Consider the following 20,773-nt stretch of genomic DNA (forward strand, 5'->3'; position numbering starts at 1 on the left):
CTGCGGGGGCACGTGTGTGTCTGGGCCCTGCTCCGGGCCCCGGACGCGGCCACCACGACCCGCGCCGTGCGGACCGCGCTGCGGGCGGCACGGGAGCGGCTCCTCGCCGCCGACGGGGCGGCCTGGCTGCGCGCCGAGGCACTGATCCCGTACCTGCGCGACGCCGAGGACCTGGAGACGACGGCCGCCCGCGCGACGGACGGCGGCGCCGAACCACCGACGTCAGTGTCACCGTCCGACGTGGCAGCCGTGATCGCCCTGTGGGAGCGGCAGACCGCGCGGATCGACGACGCCGGAGACGCATCGTGACGCCCGCGCCGCCGGTGACACCGGAGATCGCGTGTGTCCGGACGGCCGAGGGCGTGGTCGTCATCGGCGGCCACGCCGAGGGCACGGCCCTCTCGGCGGTCACGCTGGCGCTGCCGCTCGCCGGCGCGGAGCGTGCGGCAGTCCTCGCCGCGCCGCTCCTTGCCGCCTGCTGGGCGCGGGCGGTGGCACGGACGGCGCGGCGGTCCGGTGCGACCGTCCGCACCGAGCCCGTGGTCACCGCCGACTACGCCGGAGTGACCGTGGAGTGCGTCCGGTCGGACCGCGCGGTGCTGTGCGAGGTGCCGCAGTGGTGCGCGGACGGATCGGCCGGCCCGGAGCCGGAGTTCGACGCGGCGTTCGACGCGGTGAGAGCGGAGTGCCTGGCGCGTCTCGCGTCGGACGACCGCTGGTCCGACGGCATCCGGCGGGCACTGTTCGGCCGGTCGCATCGCTACGGGATCGGCCACGACGAGCGCACCGCGTTCCTCACCGCCTGCGGGCCCGAGGAAGCGGCACGGCTGTCCGGCACGCTCCGGGCCTCGCCGCCCGTGCTCGCCCTCTCGCACACCGAACCGTCCGCGCTGCGGCGCCTGGCCGAGGCCGCGTCCGGCACGCCGATCCGGCGCACTGTCCGGTCCACTGCACGGCCCGCTGTCCGGTCCACTGCACGGCCCGCCGACGGGCCGGCCGAGGAGCCGCCCGGACAGCCGGTCCGGACGGTGACCTTCTCCGCCCCCGCCGGGCCCGGACTCGCCTACCACCTGCTCGGCACCCCCGGAGTCCCGCTCGGCAGCCCGGACAAGGCCGCCGTCCACCTCGCCTGGGCCGTGCTCGGCGGCAGGGAGGGGCTGTTCGACCGGAGGCTGCGCGGCGAGCGCGCGCTGACGTACTCACTGGCCGCGTTCAGCCGCGAATTCGGGCACGCCGGCTACGGCATGACCGTGGCCGGCTGCGCGCCGGAAGCGATCGGCGAGGTGGCGGCCGAGACGCACGCCGTCATCACCGCCCTGGCCGACCGGGGATGCGAGGCAGCCCTCCTGGAGTCCGCCCGGGAACGACTGATCATCCAGTTCCTCCGGGCCGCACAGAACGGCCGATCGGTCACCGAGCGGCTGTGCGGCTACGGAATCGCGGGCGTCGACCCCGGCGAGAGCTGCCGTTACCCGGACCGGCTCGCGGCGGTGACACCGTACGATCTGCGCCGGGCGGCCCGCCGGTACATCGCCGCACACGGCGGCCGAGAGCACCTCGGGACGACCGCAGGGGGAGAGGAGAGTACGGGATGACGAACGGAACCGCCGTCCGTGCCGCCGTACGGGAGATCTGGAGGTACCCCGTCAAGAGCATGGCGGGCGAGCGCCTCGACGACTGCGAGCTGGGCGCCGACGGGGTGCTGGGCGACCGCTGCTGGGCCCTCAGGGACGAGAAGCGCGGCTGCGTCACCGACGCGCGTTCGCTGCCCGCCCTGCTGGACATCGCCGCCCGCTACGTGGAACCGCCCGTGCCGGGAAGGACCGCGCCGCACGTCGAACTGCGCCTGCCGGGCGTGCCCCCGGTGACCTCCGATCTGCCGGGCGTGCACGACGTGCTCAGCGCCCATCTGGGCACCGAGGTGACCCTGTGGCCCCGGGTGCCGGCGGACCGGCGCGAGCACTACGCGCGCGTGTATCCCGAGGACATGACCGGCTACCTGACCGGCCTGTTCGGCGTGGCCGGGCTGGAGGACCTCCCGGATTTGTCCCAACTGCCCTCCGAGGTCGCCGAGTTCCAGACGATCCCCGGGAGCTACTTCGACGCGTATCCGGTGCACGTCGTCACCACCGGCATGCTCGACGCCCTCGCCGCCGCGCTGGGCAGGCCGGTGGACGTCCGCCGGCTCCGCCCCAACCTCGTGGTGGAGGGGCCCGACCAGGCGGACGACGACTGGACCGGCCGCGAGCTGCGCGTCGGCGGTGCGGTGCTGCGCGTCGAGGCGCCCTGTCCGCGCTGCGTCATGATCTCGCGTCCCCAGCAGGGGCTGGACGTGGACCGTGAACTGCTCCGCACGGTCCACCGCTCCTTCGGTCATAACCTCGGCTACTACGCGTCCTTGGTGACGCCCGGCCGGGTGAGCTCCGAGGGCCGGGCGGGCGCGGCCGAGGGCTGATCCCGCCGGGTCAGCAGGACCACCGCGAGCGCCACCGCCAGGCCGCACGCGATCAGTGTCGCCGTGGGAATGCCGGTCGCCTTCGCCGTGGCGCCGGCGGCGAGCGGGGCGAGCGCGAGACCACCCGTGTAGGCGAGGTTGTAGAGCGCGTACGCCGCGCCGTAGGCGGCCGTCCCGGTGTGCTCCGCGAGCGCCCCGATGAGGACCAGGGTGGGGGCCAGGACCAGCTGCGCGCCGAAGCCCACCACGACCAGACCGGTCACGGACAGGACGGTGGAGTCGCGTCCGGCGAGGAAGAAGCCGAGGGCGGCGACGAGCGCGCCCGCCGAGGCGACCTTCCCGGGCCCCGCGTGGTCGGTGAGCAGTCCGGCGACCGGGGCCGCCAGGCTGCCGCCCAGGGCGGCGCCGGCGAAGACGAGTCCGATGCCGGTCGTGCCCAGTCCCAGATCGCTCAGGTGCAGCGGCAGGACCGGCTCGGGGAACGCGATCGCCGCGGCGCCCAGGCCGGTCAGCGCGATCAGCAGGGCGACCCGGGGGCCGCGCAGGACGACCCGGTAGGGCACACGCTCCCCGGACACGGCCATGGGCTTGATCAGGACGATGCGGGCCACCGCGTCGCCCGCCGCGAGGACGGCGACGGCGATGAACGGCGCGCGCGGGCCGAAGGCGTCGCTGAGCGGTCCGGAGACGGCCGGGCCGAGCAGCACGCCCGCGCCGACGGCCGAGAGGGCGAGTCCCATCACCCGGCCGCGCCGCTCGGGCTCGTGGGTCGCCGCGATCAGGGCGAGCCCGGACGTCCAGGAGGCCGCGGCGGCGATGCCCTGCGCGGCACGGGCCACGAACAGCAGGGTCAGCCCCGGGCCGTCGTCGAGGTCCACGGCCGCGGCGAACAGCGCGGTCGCGGCGGCGAGACCCAGCAGTCCGGCCAGCATGGGGGCGCGTGGCCCGCGCCGGTCGACCCAGGCCCCGACGAGGGGCGTGGCCGCCAGCAGCGCGGCCGCGTAGACGGCGAAGAGCACGCCGGCGGTCATCGGCGAACCGTCGACGGCGGGGAGTTCGGGCAGCAGCGGGGTGATGCTGCCGTACAGGAACATGTCGACGCCGAGCGCCAGGGCGGTCACGGTGACCGCGGCCTGGGGCCTGGTGCCGGCGGGTAATCCGGTCATGAGAGAAGTCCTCGCAGGACGGGGGCGACGCCGTCGGCGTCGTCCGGAGGCAGGAGGGCCGGGTCGGTGGCGGCCAGCAGGGCGGTGCCGCACAACCAGGCCAGGAGGTTCGCGGCGGCGCTCGCCGGAGTGGCCGGGGCGCCCGTCGCGGCGGCGGCGTGCTCGCCGCACAGCGCTTCGAGCCGCCGCTGCCAGCCGGCCAGCCCGGACGCCTTCGCGGCCCGCCCCTCGGGCAGCCCCGCGGGCAGCGCCGCGGTGTCGTACGAGCTGTCCAGCGTGAGGGTCAGCAGGGCGCGGAAACGGGTGTCGTGGCGCAGCCGGTGCAACCACGTGGTGAGAAAGGTCCGCAGGCGCTCCTCGACCGGCTCGGCGGAGCTGAGGATGCCCCACACCGGCTCGGTCACGGTGGCCCAGGAGTGCTCCATCACGGCTGCGTACAGGGCCGACTTGTCCGCGAAGTGGTAGTAGAGCGCTCCGCGCGTCAGGCCCGCCCGCTGGGCCACGTCCGCCAGCCTGGCCGAAGCGAGCCCCTGTTCGGCGAAGACGAAGAGGGCCGCCTCCAGCAGGGCGGCGCGGGTCTGGGCGGCTTCCTCGGCGGTTTTGCGCATGACAGGTATCATACATACGTGCATGTATGATCGCTATCTCGCCAATGGCGACCACGACGGCCCGATGGTAGAACGTGCAACCGCGCGCGCATCCCCTTGCGGCACCGGTCAGTTGAAAAAGACTCCAGTGCGGCCCAGGCGCCCCAGGAAGCCGACGCGGACACTCTGGCGCCACCCTTCCCGTGCCCGTACGTTGACCGCGGCGGGCATCCGGACGGACACCCGTCGAACGGCTTGCCGCACCCTCTTCCCGCGCCTTTTTCCCGCAGACGAGAGGTGAGTCATGTTCCTCCGCCGCAGACACTCCCTCGGAGCACGGCGATTACGCACGCCGCTCCTCGTCGCCGCGCTCCTCGGCCTCCTGGCCGCTCTGGCGGCCGTCCCCGCGGGGGCCGCACCCGGCGCCGGCTCCTGGAAGCGGGAGCCGCTCGTCCAGCCGATCGACCCGCAGCACTGGCGCAACCCGGACGACATGACCTGGGCCGAATACCGCGCCGTCCCCGGCACCGACTGGGCGAACCCCGACCGCAAGCCCACTGGGCGCGCGTTCAAGGGCGCGCTGGTGCTCCTGGACTACCCGGACGAGGAGTTCTCGGTCAGCAAGCCGGCCGGCTCCGGCCCGTTCGGCAATCCCCAGCCGGAGGCGTCCGGCATCCCGCGCGACCGGCTGCCCGCCTTCTACCGCGACTTCCTCAACAAGCCCGGCCGGCTCAACCACGGCCACACCATCAACGAGTACTGGATGGAGGACTCCGGCGGCCGCCTCGGCGTCGACCTGACCGCCTTCGGCGTGTACCGCATGCCGGGGAAGTCCTACCAGTACGGCATCGAACCGGGGATGAACCCGGGGGCGTGCCCGGTCGGGGACTCCTGCGGCAAGGACATCCGCGCGGACGGCAAGCGCGCCTGGGTGGCCGACGTGGGCGCCGCGAAGGCCGCGTCGTTCGACTTCGTCTTCTACCTCACCGCGGGGGTCGACGAGTCCTCCGCCTGGCAGGAGTTCGGCCCGATGCGGTTCACCGGCCCGCAGGACGTGCCGGCCGCCTGGGGCCCGCCGTCCCCCGTCCCGGCCGGCGGCAACGCCGCCCGGACTCGTTACGTCCCCTGGACGTCCTGGCGGGCGGCCGCCCGGATCTGGCCCAACGCGGCGGACGGCTCCTCCACCCAGACCGAGAGCTCCGGCATGGCCACCTTCGCCCACGAGTTCAGCCACATCCTCGGCATAGGCGACAACTACAACAACCCCTACGGCACCCCGCTCAGCCGCGCCTACACCGGCATCTGGGGCATGCTCTCGCGGGGCACGTTCAACGGCCCCGGCGGCCCGCACACCCGCTGGCGGATCCCGGCCACCGGGGGCGGCTCCATGGGCGCCGAGCACGTCCTGCGCGACAAGATGAAGCTCGGCATCGTCGGCGACGCGAACGTCCTGCGCCTCGACCGCGACGCCCTCAAGAACTCCGGCCTCGTCGTCGCCCGCGTCACCGCGCGCTCCGCGCCGCCCGGCGAGAAGGGACTGAGCGGCATCGACATCGCCATGAGCCGCGACCTGTCCCCGGCCTGCGACCGCGGCACCGACCCGCTCTGCGACGGCGGCGGCTACGACAACTTCACCGTCGAGGTCGTCGACCGCATGGGCATGGACTCCTTCACACCGGACAGCGGCGTGCTGCTCACCAAGACGAAGAACGCCGACCGGGCCCCGTTCGCCTGGGTCGTCGACGCCCACCCGGAGGACATCGGCATGGTCGACTTCGTCCGCCCCGACGGCACCCCGCAGAAGATCACCATGGGTGACTACCGGCAGCTCAGCGACGCGCTCTTCCACGCCGGAGCCGACTCCGGCAGCTCGTACGAGTACGTCGACGAGGCCAACCGCCTGCACTTCTACGTGCTCGATGTGCGGCGCGACGCCTCCGGCGTGCTCTCCTACGACATAGGCGTCAAGTCCCTCGACGGCGCCGGCTCCCAGGACCGCGGCCTCGCCCTCGGCGCCGGCGAGGCGAGGGGCACGCCCGGCACCGGCCGGGCCGTCTGCACCTTCGCCCTGGCCAACACCGGCCGCCCCGCCCCGGGCGGCGACCCCCGGCTGTCCTCCGACGTCTACCGCCTGTCCGCCACGGCCACCGGCCGCGGCTGGTCCGCCTGGCTGCCCAACCGTCTCACCACCGCCGCGGCCGGCTCCTCGGTCTCCGTCCCCGTCGCCGTGACCGCGGGACCGGCCGCCGAGCGCGCCGGCGGCGTCACCCTCACCGCACGCTCGGAGAGCGACCCGGGCAAGACGGCGACGGCCACCTGCACCCTCAGGAAGTCGGGCCACTGAACACCGGGGCCCCGGCCTCCTCATGGCGGGGCCCCTCCGGCCGCCGTATTGCCCCCCGTGCTGCCGTGCGCGCCCTTCAGACGTGGTCGAAGAGCGTCATGGTCGCCACGGTCGTTTCCCCTCTCCGGGTTCCGCCCACGCGTCGCGCCGGAGTCGGGGACGCGTGGCCGGACGGGAAAGAGACACGGGGAGGGAAACCGCCACGGCCCCGGTGGCGTCAGCCGCGCTCGCCGGCCTCGTCCTCCGCCGCCTCTTCCTCCTCCGCCGCCTCTTCCTCCTCCGCGGCCTCCATGAGGCAGATGCCGTCGTGCGTGAGCGCGAGGGTCGCGGGGCTGCGGTGGGACGTCCAGTCGACCGAGATGAGTCCTTCGTCGGAGAGGTAGGTGCAGGCGGAGGCGAAGTCCTCGTCGGAGAGCCGCAGCTGGTCGCGCAGGGCGGTTCCGCCGAGGTCCGGACGGTTGTCCTCCAGCGCGTCGTAGAGGGCCAGCATGACGGCCCTGCGGTGCTTCTTCCGCTCGCGGAGTGTTGCCATGGCTGCCGCGCCTCTCACTGTCGGCCTCGTCGGCGCCCGGGCCCTGTGGGGCCCGTCAGGACTCGTCCGCCTCGGGGTGGTCGTCGACGGAGGGCTGGCTGGCCGCCAGCCATGACCGGGCCGGCCCGGCGGCCCGGGTGGTGTCCACCGTGAGGTGGAGACGGGTTCCGCCTTCGGTCCCCGCCGGGTAGCTGCGTTGCTCGGCCGAGGCGAAACAGTGGCGCAGCACCTCCGCCACCTTGCGGGCCACCTCGGGCGTCGCCGCGACGACGCGGACCTCGGCATGACCGGCGGGGGGCAGCTGGGCCGTCATCGGCGGATCTCCTCTGGCACGGCAGGGTCGGCGGACAGGCCGGAATCGTGCGAGTGGGTGACCGATCGTGGTGATCAATCCCATATCCACATCCACCGTATACCCCGCGGTGTACACGACGCGCGCGGGAGAAGAGCCCTTTCCCGGCCCCGTCGTCACCGAGCGCGACGACCGGCGACCCGACGGGATCCTGACGGGTCGCTTTCCAGTACGTGATGTTTGTGCGCACCGCCGTCACGCGTATGCCGCCCGTGATTTCCCTGTCGTTTCACCGGTCCGCCGGAACGGCGCCGGTGCGATCGTGCCACGCGGAATTCACTCGTGTCGCCCGGTCATTTCAGCATGGAAAACGGACAGGGCCCGCACCTCGGCAAGGAGGTACGGACCCTGTCCCGACGAGCCGCCGCTTCCGCGGCGTACCCGGAAAATCAGCGTCAGGCCGGCAGAATGTTCTGCGCCTGCGGACCCTTCTGGCCCTGCGCGACCTCGAAGCTCACGCGCTGGCCTTCCTGCAGCTCACGGAAGCCGTTGGTGGCGATGTTCGAGTAGTGGGCGAAGACGTCGGCGCCGCCGTCGTCCTGCTGGATGAAGCCGAAGCCCTTTTCCGCGTTGAACCACTTCACAGTTCCAGTAGCCATGATCTTCTCCTTGTTACGGGGCAGTACTGGGTTTCCGCACCGTGCGGAATCCCGGTCGCCGAAATGACCCCACCCGGAACAAGCCGGAAAAACAAAAATGCGCCTGAGGTCACATACCGTCAGGCGCACACCGAGTTCATGGGTACCAAAACTGCAACTGAATCCAAGCTAGCACAGGTCTTCCCGCTGTGCGGGATTTCCGCGAAATATTCTTGAAGCCCGGAGGGCGCGGCCCGTCGCACACCGGGGCGCGTCCGCGCAGCTTCGCGCCGTTATGGCCGGTGGCGCGCCTGCGCGGCCGTCCCCTCCCGGCCGTCGAGTGGCTGCGGAGGCGCGTGCAGGCCCACGGCAAGGCCGGCGATGTCGTCGTCCAGGCCCCCTCCGCTGTACTGGAGAAGGTCGCGGTGGAGGGCGTCGAGCAGCTCGCGCGGCCGCGCCGGGGTCTGCCGGCGCATCCAGGTCGTCAGCGGGAAGAACTCACCGTCGCGGTCGCGGGCCTCCGTAACGCCGTCGGTGTAGAGAAGCAGCAGGTCACCCGGGGCGTAGCGGAAGGTGTCGACGCTGTAGCCGTCACCGATCAGGTCCGCGAGGTTGAGGAGCGGCGAGGGAGCGGTGGGCTCCAGGGCGCGGAGTCCCCCGCGGCTCAGGAGCAGCGGCGGGGGGTGTCCGCAGTTGAGGACGTGGAGACGGCCGCCGTCGGGCGGGATCTCGACGAGCAGGGCGGTGGTGAAGCGCTCCATCAGGTCCTCGGGGGGAAACGCGGCGCTGTAGCGGGTGCTGCTGGCCTCCAGACGGCGCGCGATGCTGCCCAGGTCCGACTCGTCGTAGGCGGCCTCCCGGAAGGAGTTGACCACCGCCGCGGCCAGGCCCACCGCCGGCAGGCCTTTGCCCCGCACGTCGCCGATGAGCAGCCGGACCCCGTAGCGGGTGTCGACCACCTCGTAGAAGTCACCGCCGATGCGGGCCTCGGCCGCGGCCGCGAGGTACAGCGACTCGATCTCGACGCCGTCGAAGCGGCGCGGCATCGGGCTCAGGACGACCTGCTGCGCCGCGTCGGCGACGAGGCGGACCTGGAACAGGGTCCGCTCCCGCTGGAGCCGGACGTGGCTTCCGTAGGCCGCCGCCACGGTGACGGCGACGATCCCCGCCGCCGTCCACCAGGTGCCCAGGCCCGGGAACACGATGCCGAGGCCGATCATGAGCAGCAGACAGACGGTCCCCAGCAGAACGGTGGGCAGTACGGGCCACATGCTGGCGGCGAGGGCGGGCGCCGAGGGCAGGAGGCGGCTGAAGGCCCACTCCTTGGGGGTGCTGTACGCCAGGCTGGCGATGACGACGGTCAGAATCACCGGTGACAGCAGGGTGAGCGGCCCCCGGCCGTGGCGGCGAGGGAGGCGCAGCCGTCCAGGCGTGATCACGCTCATAGGATATCCACACAAAGTGGACATAGCGCTCCGATGCTCCGGCGCCGGGGCCGTACGGGCACCGGCGGCGCGGATCTGCGGTGAAGCGACCTCGCGCAGCTCTTCGAGAAGCTCGTTCTGCCGGACCTCCGCACCGGGGCTTCGCTTCCGCTGGTCAGCGGTGGCGGAGGATACGAGATTCGAACTCGTGAGGGGTTGCCCCCAACACGCTTTCCGACTGTTCGTCCGGGTGGCCGGAGTCGGACGGGGGTGTTCTGACCTGGGGTGGGGCGGGTGACAGCGAGGGTTTTGGATGGTGCTGGACCGGGGCGAATGAGACCAGAACCGAGACCAGAACCGAGACCAGTGCGGGTCCAGTCACACCTTTTTGACGACGATCGTGTCCGGGACCAGCTTCTCCAAGTCGTCGACGTCCGAGGTGAAGACGGTGACCTGTCCCTTCTGCTGTCGCGCGATGACGGCGAGTACGGCGTCGATCGCGTACTTGTGGCCGTGCAGCTCGGCGTCGGCCAGGAGCCGTCGTGCCTGGCGCGCCTCGTCCTTTCCGATGTCGGCGACCTTGAGCCGGGAGAGCACCCAGTCCCAGCGCTGCTCGGTGGTTCTGCCGTCGTACGCCTCGATCAGCGTCATCGGCGACGTCACCACCTCGGCCTCCCCTCGGGTCGCGAGATCGAGCCAGGCGATCATCTTCCGGTCCCCACGCACGGCCAGGGACAGGGCTTCGCAGTCAAGTACGAAGATGCGCAGCGGCCGCTGTCCGTGCTCAGCGGCCCGCTTCGTCACGCGGCCTCTCCGGCGTCGCGGTTTCCGGCGGCACGGCGGCGCTCGTGCTCGGCGTCGAGATCCTCCAGTTCCTCGAACGCTGCCGCTCGCTCGTCATCGGTGACGGGGCCGTGTTCCTCCTGCAGCCAGTCGACCAGTTCTCGCAGTCTGTCCCGGTCGCGTTTGAAGCGCAGCGCCTCGGCGACGTACGCCGACAGGCCCCGTTCCGCCGCCTCCGCGCGAATCTCGTCGAGGAGATCCTCGGGAATGGTCACCGTCACCTTCTTCGTCGCCATACAAGCGACCATACTCTTGGTGTCACGCCCCTTACCAGCCGTATGACGACGACCCGGCGATCAGGCGACGGCGGTGGGTGTGGGCTGTCTTGGCCATCGCCGCGGTCGCCGCGATCGTCTTTCCTCGGCGAGAGAGCGGCCCCCGGCAGTTCATCGGGGCAGCCCTGATCATCGGCGGGATCTTCCTCTTCGCGGAAGCGGATCTCGACGACCTTGAGGATGAGGGCGGCCCCGACGAGTGAGGGCGGCCGCGACCGCAGGTCGACCCGTGGGATCGGTCTCGTCGAGATCGAAGTAGATGAGTTCCTTCTGCACGGCGCCGACTGGCGGGTAGGCCACCAGGGCGGCGCGCAGAGGTACGCCGACGTCTGTTCTGCGGACGCCGATGTCGGTGATCGTGAGCGGTTCGGTGGTTCGGTTCTCCGCGTGCAGGTCGAGCGCGGTCATCCCGTAGTCGTAGGCGCCCTTGGTGCGTAGCCATTCGTACATCCGCCGGTAACGGCGCCCGCTGTGCGTCGGCGGGACGGAGGCAGGGGCTCCGCGTCTGGTAGCGCCGGCTTCCATGCCTTCGGGATGCGAGGGACTGCCACGACCGTGCGCCGATGCGCATGCCATTTCCGGTGAACCCGGTGCTGCTGCTCCTCGGCATCCCCTGGGGGGCATCGGCGCGATCATGCACCGAGGGTCCGGGGGAGCGGCCGGGACGCGTGCTCGGGTACACCTACAGAGAACGCCGAAGGCCCCGGCCGGTTTCCCGGTCGGGGCCTTCGGTAGTGCCCGGTGAGGCACTGGCGGAGGATACGAGATTCGAACTCGTGAGGGGTTGCCCCCAACACGCTTTCCAAGCGTGCGCCCTAGGCCTCTAGGCGAATCCTCCGCCGCAAACAATACAAGACGCGGAGCAGTGCTCGCGAACCCGATCCCGGGAGGGGGTCCCCGGGGGCCGGGAGGTGATCGAGGGGTGGCCGAGCACCCCCGGCGATCCGCTACTGTGGAGGCAAGCCCCTCACGTGGCGCTATCTCACCGAACTCCCCCAGGGCCGGAAGGCAGCAAGGGTAGGTGGGCTCTGGCGGGTGCGTGGGGGGCCCTTTGCGTTCCGGGGCCGTGCCGGCGGGGCGCCCGGGCCTCCGGGGGCCGGGGATTCTGTGAGCGAGGCCACTTGTCAGTGGGGCCCGATATCGTCGTAGGTGTGTCGTCCCTCGCGCTCTACCGCCGCTACCGTCCCGAGTCCTTCGCCGAGGTCATCGGGCAGGAGCATGTCACCACCCCGCTGCAGCAGGCGCTGCGGAACAACCGGGTCAATCACGCGTACCTGTTCAGCGGGCCGCGCGGCTGTGGCAAGACGACCAGCGCGCGCATCCTCGCCCGCTGCCTGAACTGCGAGAAGGGGCCGACGCCGACACCCTGCGGGGAGTGCCAGTCCTGCCGTGACCTCGCGCGGAACGGGCGGGGTTCGATCGACGTCATCGAGATCGACGCCGCGTCCCACGGTGGTGTGGACGACGCCCGTGAGCTGCGGGAGAAGGCGTTCTTCGGCCCGGCCGCCAGCCGGTACAAGATCTACATCATCGACGAGGCGCACATGGTCACCTCGGCGGGCTTCAACGCCCTGCTGAAGGTGGTCGAGGAGCCGCCGGAGCATCTGAAGTTCATCTTCGCGACCACCGAGCCGGAGAAGGTCATCGGCACGATCCGGTCGCGTACGCACCACTACCCCTTCCGGCTCGTCCCCCCGGGCACCCTCCGCGAGTACCTGGCCGAGGTGTGCGAGCGCGAGGCGATCCCGGTCGAGGAGGGCGTGCTGCCCCTGGTCGTGCGGGCGGGCGCCGGATCGGTCCGTGACTCGATGTCGGTGATGGACCAGCTGCTGGCCGGCGCCGCCGAGGACGGTGTGACATATGCCATGGCGACGTCCCTCCTCGGATACACGGACGGCTCGCTGCTGGACGCCGTCGTCGACGCCTTCGCCACCGGTGACGGCGGAGCGGCCTTCGAGGTCGTCGACCGGGTGATCGAGGGCGGCAACGACCCCCGGCGCTTCGTCGCCGACCTGCTGGAGCGGCTGCGCGACCTCGTCATCCTCGCCGCCGTGCCGGATGCCGCGGAGAAGGGGCTCATCGACGCCCCGGTCGACGTCGTCGAGCGCATGCAGGCCCAGGCCTCGGTTTTCGGGGCCGGGGAGCTCAGCCGCGCCGCCGACCTGGTCAACGAGGGTCTGACCGAGATGCGCGGCGCCACCTCGCCGCGCCTCCAGCTGGAGCTGATCTGTGCCCGGGTGCTGCTCCCGGCCGCCTTCGACGACGAGCGCTCGGTCCGGGCCCGCCTCGACCGCCTGGAGCGCGGTGTCGCCGGCGGTGGTGCGGGCGTGCCCATGGGATACGTGCCGGGTGCGGACGCGCACGCCCCGGCCCCGGCCGTGGCGGGTCTCTCCGGTCCCGCGGCGGCCCGCGCGGCGGTGAACGGAATGGCGAACGGGATGGCGAACGGGACGCAGGCCGCGCCGGCCGCCCCGGCCCGTCCCGTGTCGTACGAGGCCCCGGCCGCCGCCCCTCCGGTTCAGGAACCCGCCCAGGCCCCTCAGCCCGTCGAGCCCTCTCCGGCCGCGGCGCCCGCCGCCGCGCAGCCCGGCGCCTGGCCTGCCGCGACCGCCCCGGCCCAGCCGCAGGCGGCACCCGCCGCGCGCCCCGGCGCCTGGCCGTCCGCCACGTCCACCGTGTCCGGCGCGCCTGCCGCGTCCGCCACCTCCGGCGCCCCCGCGGCGCCCGCCGCGCCGAGCACTCCCTCCGCTCCCGCGCCCCAGCAGGCGCAGGGTGATGTGTCGCAGGCACGGCAGATGTGGCCCGAGATTCTGGAGGCGGTCAAGAACCGCCGCCGGTTCACCTGGATCCTGCTCAGCCAGAACGCCCAGGTCGCCGGGTTCGACGGCACCACGCTCCAGGTGGGCTTCTCCAACGCCGGAGCGCGCGACAGCTTCGCCAACAGCGGCAGCGAGGACGTGCTGCGCCAGGCGCTGGGCGAGCGCTTCGGCGTGCAGTGGAAGGTCGAGCTGGTCGTCGACCCGTCCGGCGGCGGAACGGGCGGCGGTGGCGGCTTCGGCGGTGGCGGCGGCTTCGGCGGTGGCGGCGGGTACACCGGTGGTGGCGGTTCCTACAACGCGCCGGCCGCGCCGAGCGCCCCCAGCACCCCGCGCCCGCCGCAGGCCCAGGCTCCGGCGGCCCCCGCGCCCCAGCCCGCACAGCCGTCCACGCCCGCGCCGGCGCCCGCCGCTCCTGCGGCGCCGCCCGCGCCCGCGTACCGGGAGCCCGAGCCCCCGCCGGTCGCGCCCGAGGACGACATGCCCGCCGAGGACGATCCCGACCTCGACGACACCGCCCTCACCGGCCACGACCTGATCGTGCGCGAGCTGGGCGCGACCGTGATCGAGGAGATCGCCAACGAGTAGGAGGGCGCGCGGTGCCCGCGTCCGCACGCCTCCGTACTTCCGGTGGCCCGGGGCGCGCCGCTCGGTGAACACGTAGGCTCGGGCTACCGAGAAACATCGTTCATCGTCGTCGACAGCAGGAGCGAAACCGTGATCCCCGGTGGTGGTCAGCCCAACATGCAGCAGCTGCTCCAGCAGGCCCAGAAGATGCAGCAGGATCTCGCGAAGGCCCAGGAAGAGCTGGCGCACTCCTCGGTCGAGGGGACGGCGGGCGGTGGCCTGGTGAAGGCCACGGTCAGCGGTGCCGGCGAGCTCAAGGGCCTCGTCATCGACCCGAAGGCGGTGGACCCGGAGGACACCGAGACCCTCGCCGACCTCGTCCTCGCCGCCGTGCGCGACGCGAACGCCGCCGCGCAGCAGCTCCAGCAGCAGAAGCTGGGCCCGCTGGCCCAGGGCCTGGGCGGCGGCGGCATTCCCGGCCTGCCCTTCTGACCTCGGACTCGTTGCCGAACCGGTGTGGATCCCGCGCTGATGCCGGTGCCGAGGGCGCGTAGCGTACGTAGTAGCGGAAGTGGCCCCGCGGGGGCGTCCGCACCAGACAACAGCACAAGACGGAAGCCGTAGCAGGCAGAGCCCGGAAGGGAACCCGATCCGTGTACGAAGGCGTGGTCCAGGACCTCATCGACGAACTGGGCAGGCTGCCCGGCGTCGGTCCCAAGAGCGCGCAGCGGATCGCCTTCCACATCCTGCAGGCCGAGCCGGCCGACGTCCGCCGGCTCGCCCACGCGCTGACCGAGGTGAAGGCCAAGGTCCGGTTCTGCGCCGTCTGCGGCAACGTCGCCCAGGAGGAGCGGTGCCGGGTCTGCCAGGACCCGCGCCGCGACCCCGCGGTGATCTGCGTCGTGGAGGAGCCGAAGGACGTCGTCGCGATCGAGCGGACGCGGGAGTTCCGCGGCCGCTACCACGTGCTCGGCGGGGCGATCAGCCCCATCGAGGGCGTGGGCCCGGACGACCTGCGCATCCGTGAGCTGCTGGCGCGGCTCGCGGACGGCTCGGTCACCGAGCTGATCCTGGCCACGGACCCCAACCTCGAGGGTGAGGCCACGGCCACGTACCTCGCGCGCATGGTGAAGCCCATGGGACTGAAGGTCACCCGGCTGGCCAGCGGCCTGCCGGTAGGCGGAGATCTTGAATATGCCGACGAGGTCACGCTCGGGCGTGCCTTCGAAGGGAGACGACTTCTCGATGTCTGACGCAACGCTGCACGACGCCCAGCGCGACCCGGCTGATTTCGCGGTCTCGGTCGCGGACTCGATCGAGAGCTTCATCGTGGCCGTCACCGAGGTGTCCCGCGGCGACGAGCCGGACAGCGCGGTCCCCTTCCTGCTGCTGGAGGTCTCCCAGCTGCTGCTCACGGGCGGCCGGCTGGGTGCGCACGAGGACTTCCTGCCCGACGAGCGGTACGAGCCGGACGTCGGCCCCGAGCCGGACGTCGACGAACTGCGCGAGCGGTTCGCCGCGATGCTGGACCCGGTGGACGTCTACTCCGAGGTCTTCGACCCCTACGTCCCCCGTACCGCGCCCGTCGCGTGCCGGATCTCCGACGACCTCGCCGACATCATCACCGACCTGCGGCACGGCATGGCGCACTACCGCGACGGCCGGGTGAACGAGGCCCTGTGGTGGTGGCAGTTCTCCTACCTCACGAACTGGGGCCCCACCGCCTCCGCCTGCCTGCGCGCCCTGCAGTCGCTCGTCGCACACGTCCGCCTCGACCAGCCGCTGGACGAGCTGGACGGGCTCGACACGGACGACGCGGCGACCGAGGAGGACCTGGCCGAGCAGGCGGGCCGGGTCATGGCGGCCGAGATCGGGGGACCGCTGGGGATGCACACCACGGGCCGCTGACCCCGGCCGGTCCCGCAAGTCGTCCCGCGGGTCATCCCGCAGGTCGCCGAGCTGGCACCGGGCAGGCGCCCGGCAGGCGCCCGGCAGGCGCCCGGCAGGCATCCGCGCGCGATGCCGCAGGTGGGAGCCGGGTCTCAGCACGCGATACGCGTTCGGCCGATTTCCCCCGATCGTTAGACTCTGAAGCGACCGCAATACACAGAGCTGCGAGGAGCGCACGTGGGCCTTGTCGTGCAGAAGTACGGAGGCTCCTCCGTTGCCGATGCCGAGGGCATCAAGCGGGTCGCCAAGCGAATCGTCGAAGCCAAGAAGAACGGCCACCAGGTGGTCGTCGTGGTTTCCGCGATGGGCGACACGACGGACGAGTTGATCGATCTCGCCGCGCAGGTTTCGCCGATGCCTGCCGGACGCGAGTTCGACATGCTGCTGACCGCCGGAGAACGAATCTCCATGGCGCTGCTGGCGATGGCGATCAAAAACCTCGGTCACGAGGCGCAGTCGTTCACCGGTAGCCAGGCCGGGGTCATCACGGACTCGGTTCACAACAAAGCCCGGATCATCGACGTCACGCCGGGCCGGATCCAGCAGTCGGTGGACGCGGGCAACATCGCGATCGTGGCCGGCTTCCAGGGCGTGTCCCAGGACAGCAAGGACATCACGACGCTGGGCCGGGGCGGTTCGGACACCACTGCTGTCGCTCTCGCGGCCGCGCTGAACGCCGAGGTCTGCGAGATCTACACGGACGTCGACGGTGTCTTCACCGCCGACCCGCGCGTGGTCAAGAAGGCCCGCAAGATCGAGTGGATCTCGTTCGAGGACATGCTGGAGCTGGCCAGTTCCGGCTCGAAGGTGCTGCTGCACCGCTGCGTGGAGTACGCACGCCGTTACAACATCCCGATCCATGTGCGGTCGTCCTTCTCGGGGCTCAAGGGCACGTGGGTCAGCAACGAACCGCAAGGGGACCAGCCGATGGAGCAGGCGATCATCTCGGGTGTCGCGCACGACACCTCCGAGGCGAAGGTCACGGTCGTGGGCGTGCCGGACAAGCCGGGCGAGGCCGCGACGATCTTCCGGGCCATCGCGGACGCCGAGATCAACATCGACATGGTGGTCCAGAACGTCTCCGCCGCGTCCACCGGTCTGACCGACATCTCCTTCACCCTGCCGAAGACGGAGGGCCGCAAGGCCATCGAGGCGCTGGAGAAGACGAAGGACAAGGTCGGCTTCGACTCCCTGCGCTACGACGACCAGATCGCCAAGATCTCCCTGGTCGGCGCGGGCATGAAGACCAACCCGGGCGTCACGGCGACGTTCTTCGAGGCGCTGTCGAACGCGGGCGTGAACATCGAGCTGATCTCGACCTCCGAGATCCGCATCTCGGTCGTCACCCGCGCCGACGACGTGCACGAGGCCGTCCGCGCGGTGCACACGGCCTTCGGCCTGGACAGTGAGAACGACGAGGCCGTGGTGTACGGAGGCACCGGCCGATGACCGGCTCCCGCCCGGACGGCCCGGCGGCCGTTCCGGGCGGACCGCACGGCCTCGCTGCTGCCGGCGGTGCGGACACTGTCGGTGGTGCTGGTGGTCCCGGTGGTGCTGGTGGTGCGGACGGGGGCGGTCCCACGCTCGCCGTCGTCGGGGCCACCGGTGTCGTCGGGGGCGTGCTGCTGGAGATCCTGTCCCGGCGTGCGGACGTCTGGGGCGAGATCCGGCTGGTGGACACCCCGCAGGCCGCCCGAGCCGCTCGCTCGGCCGGGCGGAAGCCGTCCGTCCGGGGTGTGGAGACAGAGGTCTTCGCGCTCGACGAGGACGCCTTCGCAGGTGTGGACGTGGCCGTCTTCACCGGACCGGACGAGATCTCCGCGCGCTGGGCGCCGGTGGCGGTGGCCAAGGGTGCGATCGTGATCGACGGGTCGGGCGCGTTCCGGATGGATCCGGAGGTGCCGCTCGTCGTCCCCGAGGTCAACGCGCACGCGGCCCGCATCCGTCCTCGTGGCATCGTCGCGAGCCCCAGCGCCCTCGCCCTGTCACTGAGCGTCGTGACGGGCGCGCTGCACGCCGAGTTCGGGCTGAGTGAGCTGGTCGTCTCCTCGTACCAGGCGGTCTCGGGGGCCGGGCGGCCCGGCATCGACGCGCTGCGCGCGCAGCTCGCGTCGGTCGTCGTCGGGACGGAGCTGGGCACGCGGCCCGGCGACGTGCGGCGCGCGGTCGGCGAGGGGACGGGCCCGTTCCCGGCGCCGGTCGCGCTGAACGTCGTGCCCTGGACCGGTGCGGGACCGGACGCCGACGGCTGGTCCTCGGAGGAACTCGGCCTGCGGGACGAGACGCGGAAGATCCTGGGACTGCCGGGACTGCGGATCGGTGCGACGTGTGTGTGCGTACCGGTCATCACGGGCCACTCGATGAGCGTGCACGCGTGCTTCGAGAACGAGGTGAGCGTCGGCCGGGCGCACGAGATCCTCGCCAACGCGCCGGGGATCGTGGTGTGCGACAGTCCGGAGCGCGGCGAATTCCCCACGCCCGCCGATGTGGTGGGCACGGATCCCGCCTGGGTGGGCCGCGTGCGGCGCTCGCCGGACGACCCGAAAGCGCTCGCACTCTTCCTCTGCGCGGACAATCTGCGCGAAGGCGCCGCGCTCAATCTCGCCCAGATCGCAGAACTCGTGGCGGCAGAGCCGACAGCTCCGTAATACTTGTGGAACGTGTGAAGGTGCTGTGACCAACTTGTTGTGATCAAGTCGTTGGTCCAGACCTCTTGAACTGGGCAGACGAACTGTTCGACGATTTCGCTCCCCGCCCATCTGCAACCGCAGCCCGGGCGGGGAGCGTCTTTGTTGCCGTCTCTCACGGCGGTGCCAAATAACGGGGCATTGAGGAAGAGCTGGTACGCATGGGGACATATGACGCAGCGTCAGGCGCGTCGTCCGTCGTGGGGGCGTCGGCGCCGGCCATCGCGAGTCCTCACGCGTACAACCCTGACGGGGGGAAGCGTGTCCAACAGGCGTGGCAGAGGTCATCAGCATCGCAACCGCCCCGAGGCGCGGCGGCACCCCGTTGCGCCCGCGTGCCGGCACGGCACGCGCAGGGACGAGCGTCTTTCCGGGCGGTATGCCGGTGATCGCTCCGTGGTCCGCCGCCCGTCCCGGCCAGATTCCGTCCCAGCTGCCCCAGCAGTCGTCCCCGCAGCCGGGGGACGCTGACGAGGCGATGGCTGCGGGCACCACAGTCGACCATCTCACCGAGACCTACCGCGCCCACTACCGGTCGTTGCTCGGCCTCGCCGCCCTGCTCCTCGACGACACCGCGTCCTGCGAGGACGTCGTCCAGGAAGCGTTCATCCGCGTGCACTCCGCGCGCAACCGGGTCCGGGACCCGGAGAAGACCCTGGCCTACTTGCGGCAAACTGTCGTGAACCTGTCCCGCTCGGCGCTCCGCCGCCGCATCCTCGGGCTCAAGCTGCTGTCCAAGCCGATGCCCGACATGGCGAGCGCCGAGGAGGGCGCGTACGAACAGCTGGAGCGAGACCAATTGATCAAAGCGATGCGTGGACTGCAGCGTCGCCAGCGTGAGGTCCTCGTGCTGCGCTACTTCGCCGACATGACCGAGGCCCAGGTCGCCGAGACCCTCGGCCTGTCCCTGGGATCGGTCAAGGCATACGGCTCGCGGGGCATCGCGGCGCTCCGCGTCGCCATGGAGGCCCCGGTATGAGCCACCAGCACTCCGAGGGCCCCGGCAACCAGGACCCCGGCAACCAGGACCCCGGCAACCAGGACCCCGGCAACCAGGGCGCCCGTAACCACGGCCCCGGCGAGCACGCCTCCGGCGACGGCCTGGACGAACAGGCACTGCGCAACCTCCTGCAGGGCGCCGTCGGCCACCTCGAGCCGTCCGGCGACGCACTGGAGCAGCTGCGGCGCGCCGTACCGGTCCGGCGCACGCGCCGCCGGCAGGCCGTCGTCGGAGCCACCGCAGCGCTGATCCTCGGCGCCACGGCCCTGCCCGCGCTCATCCACGTCGCCACCACGAGCGGCACCGCGGACGGGCACCGGGCCAACACCGCCAGCAGCCGCCAGCACACCCGCCAGAGCGTGAACGAGCAGGACGGCACCGGCGTGGCGGACGAGAGCGGCCAGCCCGGCGAGAGCGGTGACGGGCGGGACGCGCGCCAGGACGACCGGGCTTCGGGCACCCGGGGCACGGGCCGGACCGGCACCGGCTCCAGCTCCGCCCCGCCCTCCGCCGGCCCCGGCGGCAGCACCCTTCCCGCGCCCGCCCCCACTCTGGCCGCGACCTCGCCCAGCTGCGACCGCGATCAGCTCGGCAACGGCACCGGCAGCGTCGGCAGCCCCGACAAGAAGGGCCGGGTCTACGGGGCGTTCCGCGTCATGAACGTCTCCCGCACCGTCTGCTCCGTCGCCGGCCCCGGCGTGGTCGCCGCCCGTGCGCAGGGCGGCGCCGAGCCCTCGCGGATCTCCGTCGTGGACCACACCGCCGGCGACGCGGCGCCCGGGCTCCCCGACCCGGTCACCGAGCCGAGCCAGGTCATCCTGCAGCCGGGCCAGGCGTATGAGATCAAGTTCGCCTGGGTGCCGGCGGCCGCCGGCGGGCCGAGCGGCTGCGCCAAGGAGAGCGAGGGCGCCGGCGGCGGTGGTTCGGCCTCGCCCGCACCGGCCGCGAGCTCGGCCAAGGCCACCCATGGAGCCGAGGCCGCACCGGCGGCCCTTCCGGCGGTCGAGTCGAAGCCGCAGGCCGAGGACACCGGCACGCCGAAGCCTCCGGGCAGCGTGCTCCTCAGCCACACCCCCGACGCGGGCGAGCCGAAGGCCGCCGACACCACCATCCCCGACGCCTGTGCCGGCACGATCTACCGCACCGGTCCCCTGGCGACCGCCCCCTAGCGGTCGGGCCCCGGCGGGACGACGGCCG

At 72.2% G+C, this 20,773-nt stretch carries 21 protein-coding genes, 1 tRNA gene and 1 other RNA gene; 14 read left to right on the top strand and 9 right to left on the bottom strand.

The window, feature by feature from the left end; genetic code table 11:
- From AB0K09_RS12000 to AB0K09_RS12010, 3 genes are all read left to right on the top strand, one after another.
- The coding region (locus tag AB0K09_RS12000) for a hypothetical protein (RefSeq protein ID WP_366065209.1) at window positions 1-309 on the top strand (309 nt) is incomplete at its 5' end.
- Complete coding sequence (locus AB0K09_RS12005) at window positions 306-1,595, top strand: insulinase family protein (protein ID WP_366065210.1); 1,290 nt, start codon at window positions 306-308, stop codon at window positions 1,593-1,595. The genes AB0K09_RS12000 and AB0K09_RS12005, both read left to right, overlap by 4 nt.
- A complete protein-coding gene (locus AB0K09_RS12010; RefSeq protein WP_366065211.1) occupies window positions 1,592-2,455 on the top strand; it encodes an MOSC N-terminal beta barrel domain-containing protein in 864 nt (287 codons plus the stop codon). Before AB0K09_RS12005 ends, AB0K09_RS12010 begins: the two co-directional genes overlap by 4 nt.
- Here the strand turns inward: AB0K09_RS12010 and AB0K09_RS12015 are convergent.
- Both AB0K09_RS12015 and AB0K09_RS12020 read right to left on the bottom strand, forming a co-directional pair.
- Window positions 2,389-3,621 carry an MFS transporter gene (locus tag AB0K09_RS12015; protein WP_366065212.1) on the bottom strand — a complete coding sequence of 411 codons (1,233 nt, stop codon included), beginning with the start codon at window positions 3,619-3,621 and terminating at the stop codon, window positions 2,389-2,391. The genes AB0K09_RS12010 and AB0K09_RS12015 overlap by 67 nt on opposite strands.
- Window positions 3,618-4,229 carry a TetR family transcriptional regulator gene (locus AB0K09_RS12020; protein ID WP_366065213.1) on the bottom strand — a complete coding sequence of 204 codons (612 nt, stop codon included), beginning with the start codon at window positions 4,227-4,229 and terminating at the stop codon, window positions 3,618-3,620. The genes AB0K09_RS12015 and AB0K09_RS12020 overlap by 4 nt, the downstream gene beginning before the upstream one ends.
- Window positions 4,230-4,512: 283 nt before the next feature.
- On the opposite strand from AB0K09_RS12020, the gene AB0K09_RS12025 reads away from it, so the two are divergent.
- A complete protein-coding gene (locus tag AB0K09_RS12025) occupies window positions 4,513-6,552 on the top strand; it encodes a M6 family metalloprotease domain-containing protein (protein WP_366065214.1) in 2,040 nt (679 codons plus the stop codon).
- A gap of 217 nt (window positions 6,553-6,769) precedes the next feature.
- Here AB0K09_RS12025 and AB0K09_RS12030 read toward each other — a convergent pair whose 3' ends face one another.
- From AB0K09_RS12030 to AB0K09_RS12055, 6 genes are all read right to left on the bottom strand, one after another.
- Window positions 6,770-7,084, bottom strand: coding sequence for a hypothetical protein (locus AB0K09_RS12030; RefSeq protein ID WP_366065215.1), 315 nt, complete (start codon window positions 7,082-7,084; stop codon window positions 6,770-6,772).
- A gap of 55 nt (window positions 7,085-7,139) precedes the next feature.
- Window positions 7,140-7,397 (bottom strand): hypothetical protein, encoded by a 258-nt coding sequence (locus AB0K09_RS12035; protein ID WP_366065216.1) that lies wholly within the window; start codon window positions 7,395-7,397, stop codon window positions 7,140-7,142.
- A gap of 434 nt (window positions 7,398-7,831) precedes the next feature.
- Complete coding sequence (locus AB0K09_RS12040; protein ID WP_366065217.1) at window positions 7,832-8,035, bottom strand: cold-shock protein; 204 nt, start codon at window positions 8,033-8,035, stop codon at window positions 7,832-7,834.
- Between the two features lie 272 nt (window positions 8,036-8,307).
- Entirely contained in the window at window positions 8,308-9,384 is a 1,077-nt protein-coding gene (locus tag AB0K09_RS12045; RefSeq protein WP_366065228.1) for a PP2C family protein-serine/threonine phosphatase, read from the bottom strand.
- A 432-nt stretch (window positions 9,385-9,816) separates the two neighbouring features.
- The gene (locus tag AB0K09_RS12050; protein ID WP_366065218.1) at window positions 9,817-10,242 is read right to left on the bottom strand and encodes a PIN domain-containing protein; all 426 of its coding nucleotides are present in this window, start codon (window positions 10,240-10,242) and stop codon (window positions 9,817-9,819) included.
- Window positions 10,239-10,517 (bottom strand): CopG family transcriptional regulator, encoded by a 279-nt coding sequence (locus AB0K09_RS12055; RefSeq protein WP_366065219.1) that lies wholly within the window; start codon window positions 10,515-10,517, stop codon window positions 10,239-10,241. The genes AB0K09_RS12050 and AB0K09_RS12055 overlap by 4 nt, the downstream gene beginning before the upstream one ends.
- Before the next feature lie 89 nt (window positions 10,518-10,606).
- Between AB0K09_RS12055 and AB0K09_RS12060 the strand changes: the two genes are divergently transcribed.
- On the top strand, window positions 10,607-10,759 hold the full coding sequence (locus tag AB0K09_RS12060; RefSeq protein WP_366065220.1) for a hypothetical protein: 153 nt from the start codon (window positions 10,607-10,609) through the stop codon (window positions 10,757-10,759).
- A 547-nt stretch (window positions 10,760-11,306) separates the two neighbouring features.
- Here the strand turns inward: AB0K09_RS12060 and AB0K09_RS12065 are convergent.
- Window positions 11,307-11,394: transfer RNA gene (locus AB0K09_RS12065), tRNA-Ser, on the bottom strand.
- 121 nt (window positions 11,395-11,515) lie between these two features.
- On the opposite strand from AB0K09_RS12065, the gene ffs reads away from it, so the two are divergent.
- From ffs to AB0K09_RS12110, 9 genes are all read left to right on the top strand, one after another.
- Window positions 11,516-11,610, top strand: an RNA gene (gene ffs, locus AB0K09_RS12070) — signal recognition particle sRNA small type.
- Between the two features lie 97 nt (window positions 11,611-11,707).
- Window positions 11,708-13,960 carry a DNA polymerase III subunit gamma and tau gene (locus AB0K09_RS12075; protein ID WP_366065221.1) on the top strand — a complete coding sequence of 751 codons (2,253 nt, stop codon included), beginning with the start codon at window positions 11,708-11,710 and terminating at the stop codon, window positions 13,958-13,960.
- Between the two features lie 129 nt (window positions 13,961-14,089).
- The gene (locus AB0K09_RS12080) at window positions 14,090-14,431 is read left to right on the top strand and encodes a YbaB/EbfC family nucleoid-associated protein (protein ID WP_366065222.1); all 342 of its coding nucleotides are present in this window, start codon (window positions 14,090-14,092) and stop codon (window positions 14,429-14,431) included.
- A 161-nt stretch (window positions 14,432-14,592) separates the two neighbouring features.
- Entirely contained in the window at window positions 14,593-15,192 is a 600-nt protein-coding gene (recR, locus tag AB0K09_RS12085) for a recombination mediator RecR (RefSeq protein WP_171085258.1), read from the top strand.
- A complete protein-coding gene (locus AB0K09_RS12090; protein WP_366065223.1) occupies window positions 15,185-15,847 on the top strand; it encodes a DUF5063 domain-containing protein in 663 nt (220 codons plus the stop codon). Before recR ends, AB0K09_RS12090 begins: the two co-directional genes overlap by 8 nt.
- Window positions 15,848-16,066: 219 nt before the next feature.
- Window positions 16,067-17,338, top strand: coding sequence for an aspartate kinase (locus AB0K09_RS12095; protein ID WP_366065224.1), 1,272 nt, complete (start codon window positions 16,067-16,069; stop codon window positions 17,336-17,338).
- The gene (locus AB0K09_RS12100) at window positions 17,335-18,537 is read left to right on the top strand and encodes an aspartate-semialdehyde dehydrogenase (protein WP_366065225.1); all 1,203 of its coding nucleotides are present in this window, start codon (window positions 17,335-17,337) and stop codon (window positions 18,535-18,537) included. Before AB0K09_RS12095 ends, AB0K09_RS12100 begins: the two co-directional genes overlap by 4 nt.
- A 313-nt stretch (window positions 18,538-18,850) precedes the next feature.
- Window positions 18,851-19,555 carry a SigE family RNA polymerase sigma factor gene (locus tag AB0K09_RS12105; RefSeq protein ID WP_366065226.1) on the top strand — a complete coding sequence of 235 codons (705 nt, stop codon included), beginning with the start codon at window positions 18,851-18,853 and terminating at the stop codon, window positions 19,553-19,555.
- Window positions 19,552-20,745 carry a hypothetical protein gene (locus AB0K09_RS12110; RefSeq protein ID WP_366065227.1) on the top strand — a complete coding sequence of 398 codons (1,194 nt, stop codon included), beginning with the start codon at window positions 19,552-19,554 and terminating at the stop codon, window positions 20,743-20,745. Before AB0K09_RS12105 ends, AB0K09_RS12110 begins: the two co-directional genes overlap by 4 nt.
- Window positions 20,746-20,773 lie beyond the last annotated feature (28 nt).

This window comes from Streptomyces sp. NPDC049577 (assembly GCF_040675635.1).
Taxonomy (GTDB): Bacteria; Actinomycetota; Actinomycetes; order Streptomycetales; family Streptomycetaceae; genus Streptomyces.

What these genes read in the sequence shown, in the direction of transcription:
- AB0K09_RS12010 (WP_366065211.1), top strand. Translation starts at nt 1,592, where the DNA reads ATGACGAACGGAACCGCCGTCCGTGCCGCCGTACGGGAGATCTGGAGG.
- AB0K09_RS12015 (WP_366065212.1), bottom strand. Translation starts at nt 3,621, where the DNA reads ATGACCGGATTACCCGCCGGCACCAGGCCCCAGGCCGCGGTCACCGTG.
- AB0K09_RS12020 (WP_366065213.1), bottom strand. Translation starts at nt 4,229, where the DNA reads ATGCGCAAAACCGCCGAGGAAGCCGCCCAGACCCGCGCCGCCCTGCTG.
- AB0K09_RS12025 (WP_366065214.1), top strand. Translation starts at nt 4,513, where the DNA reads ATGTTCCTCCGCCGCAGACACTCCCTCGGAGCACGGCGATTACGCACG.
- AB0K09_RS12030 (WP_366065215.1), bottom strand. Translation starts at nt 7,084, where the DNA reads ATGGCAACACTCCGCGAGCGGAAGAAGCACCGCAGGGCCGTCATGCTG.
- AB0K09_RS12035 (WP_366065216.1), bottom strand. Translation starts at nt 7,397, where the DNA reads ATGACGGCCCAGCTGCCCCCCGCCGGTCATGCCGAGGTCCGCGTCGTC.
- AB0K09_RS12040 (WP_366065217.1), bottom strand. Translation starts at nt 8,035, where the DNA reads ATGGCTACTGGAACTGTGAAGTGGTTCAACGCGGAAAAGGGCTTCGGC.
- AB0K09_RS12055 (WP_366065219.1), bottom strand. Translation starts at nt 10,517, where the DNA reads ATGGCGACGAAGAAGGTGACGGTGACCATTCCCGAGGATCTCCTCGAC.
- AB0K09_RS12090 (WP_366065223.1), top strand. Translation starts at nt 15,185, where the DNA reads ATGTCTGACGCAACGCTGCACGACGCCCAGCGCGACCCGGCTGATTTC.
- AB0K09_RS12100 (WP_366065225.1), top strand. Translation starts at nt 17,335, where the DNA reads ATGACCGGCTCCCGCCCGGACGGCCCGGCGGCCGTTCCGGGCGGACCG.
- AB0K09_RS12110 (WP_366065227.1), top strand. Translation starts at nt 19,552, where the DNA reads ATGAGCCACCAGCACTCCGAGGGCCCCGGCAACCAGGACCCCGGCAAC.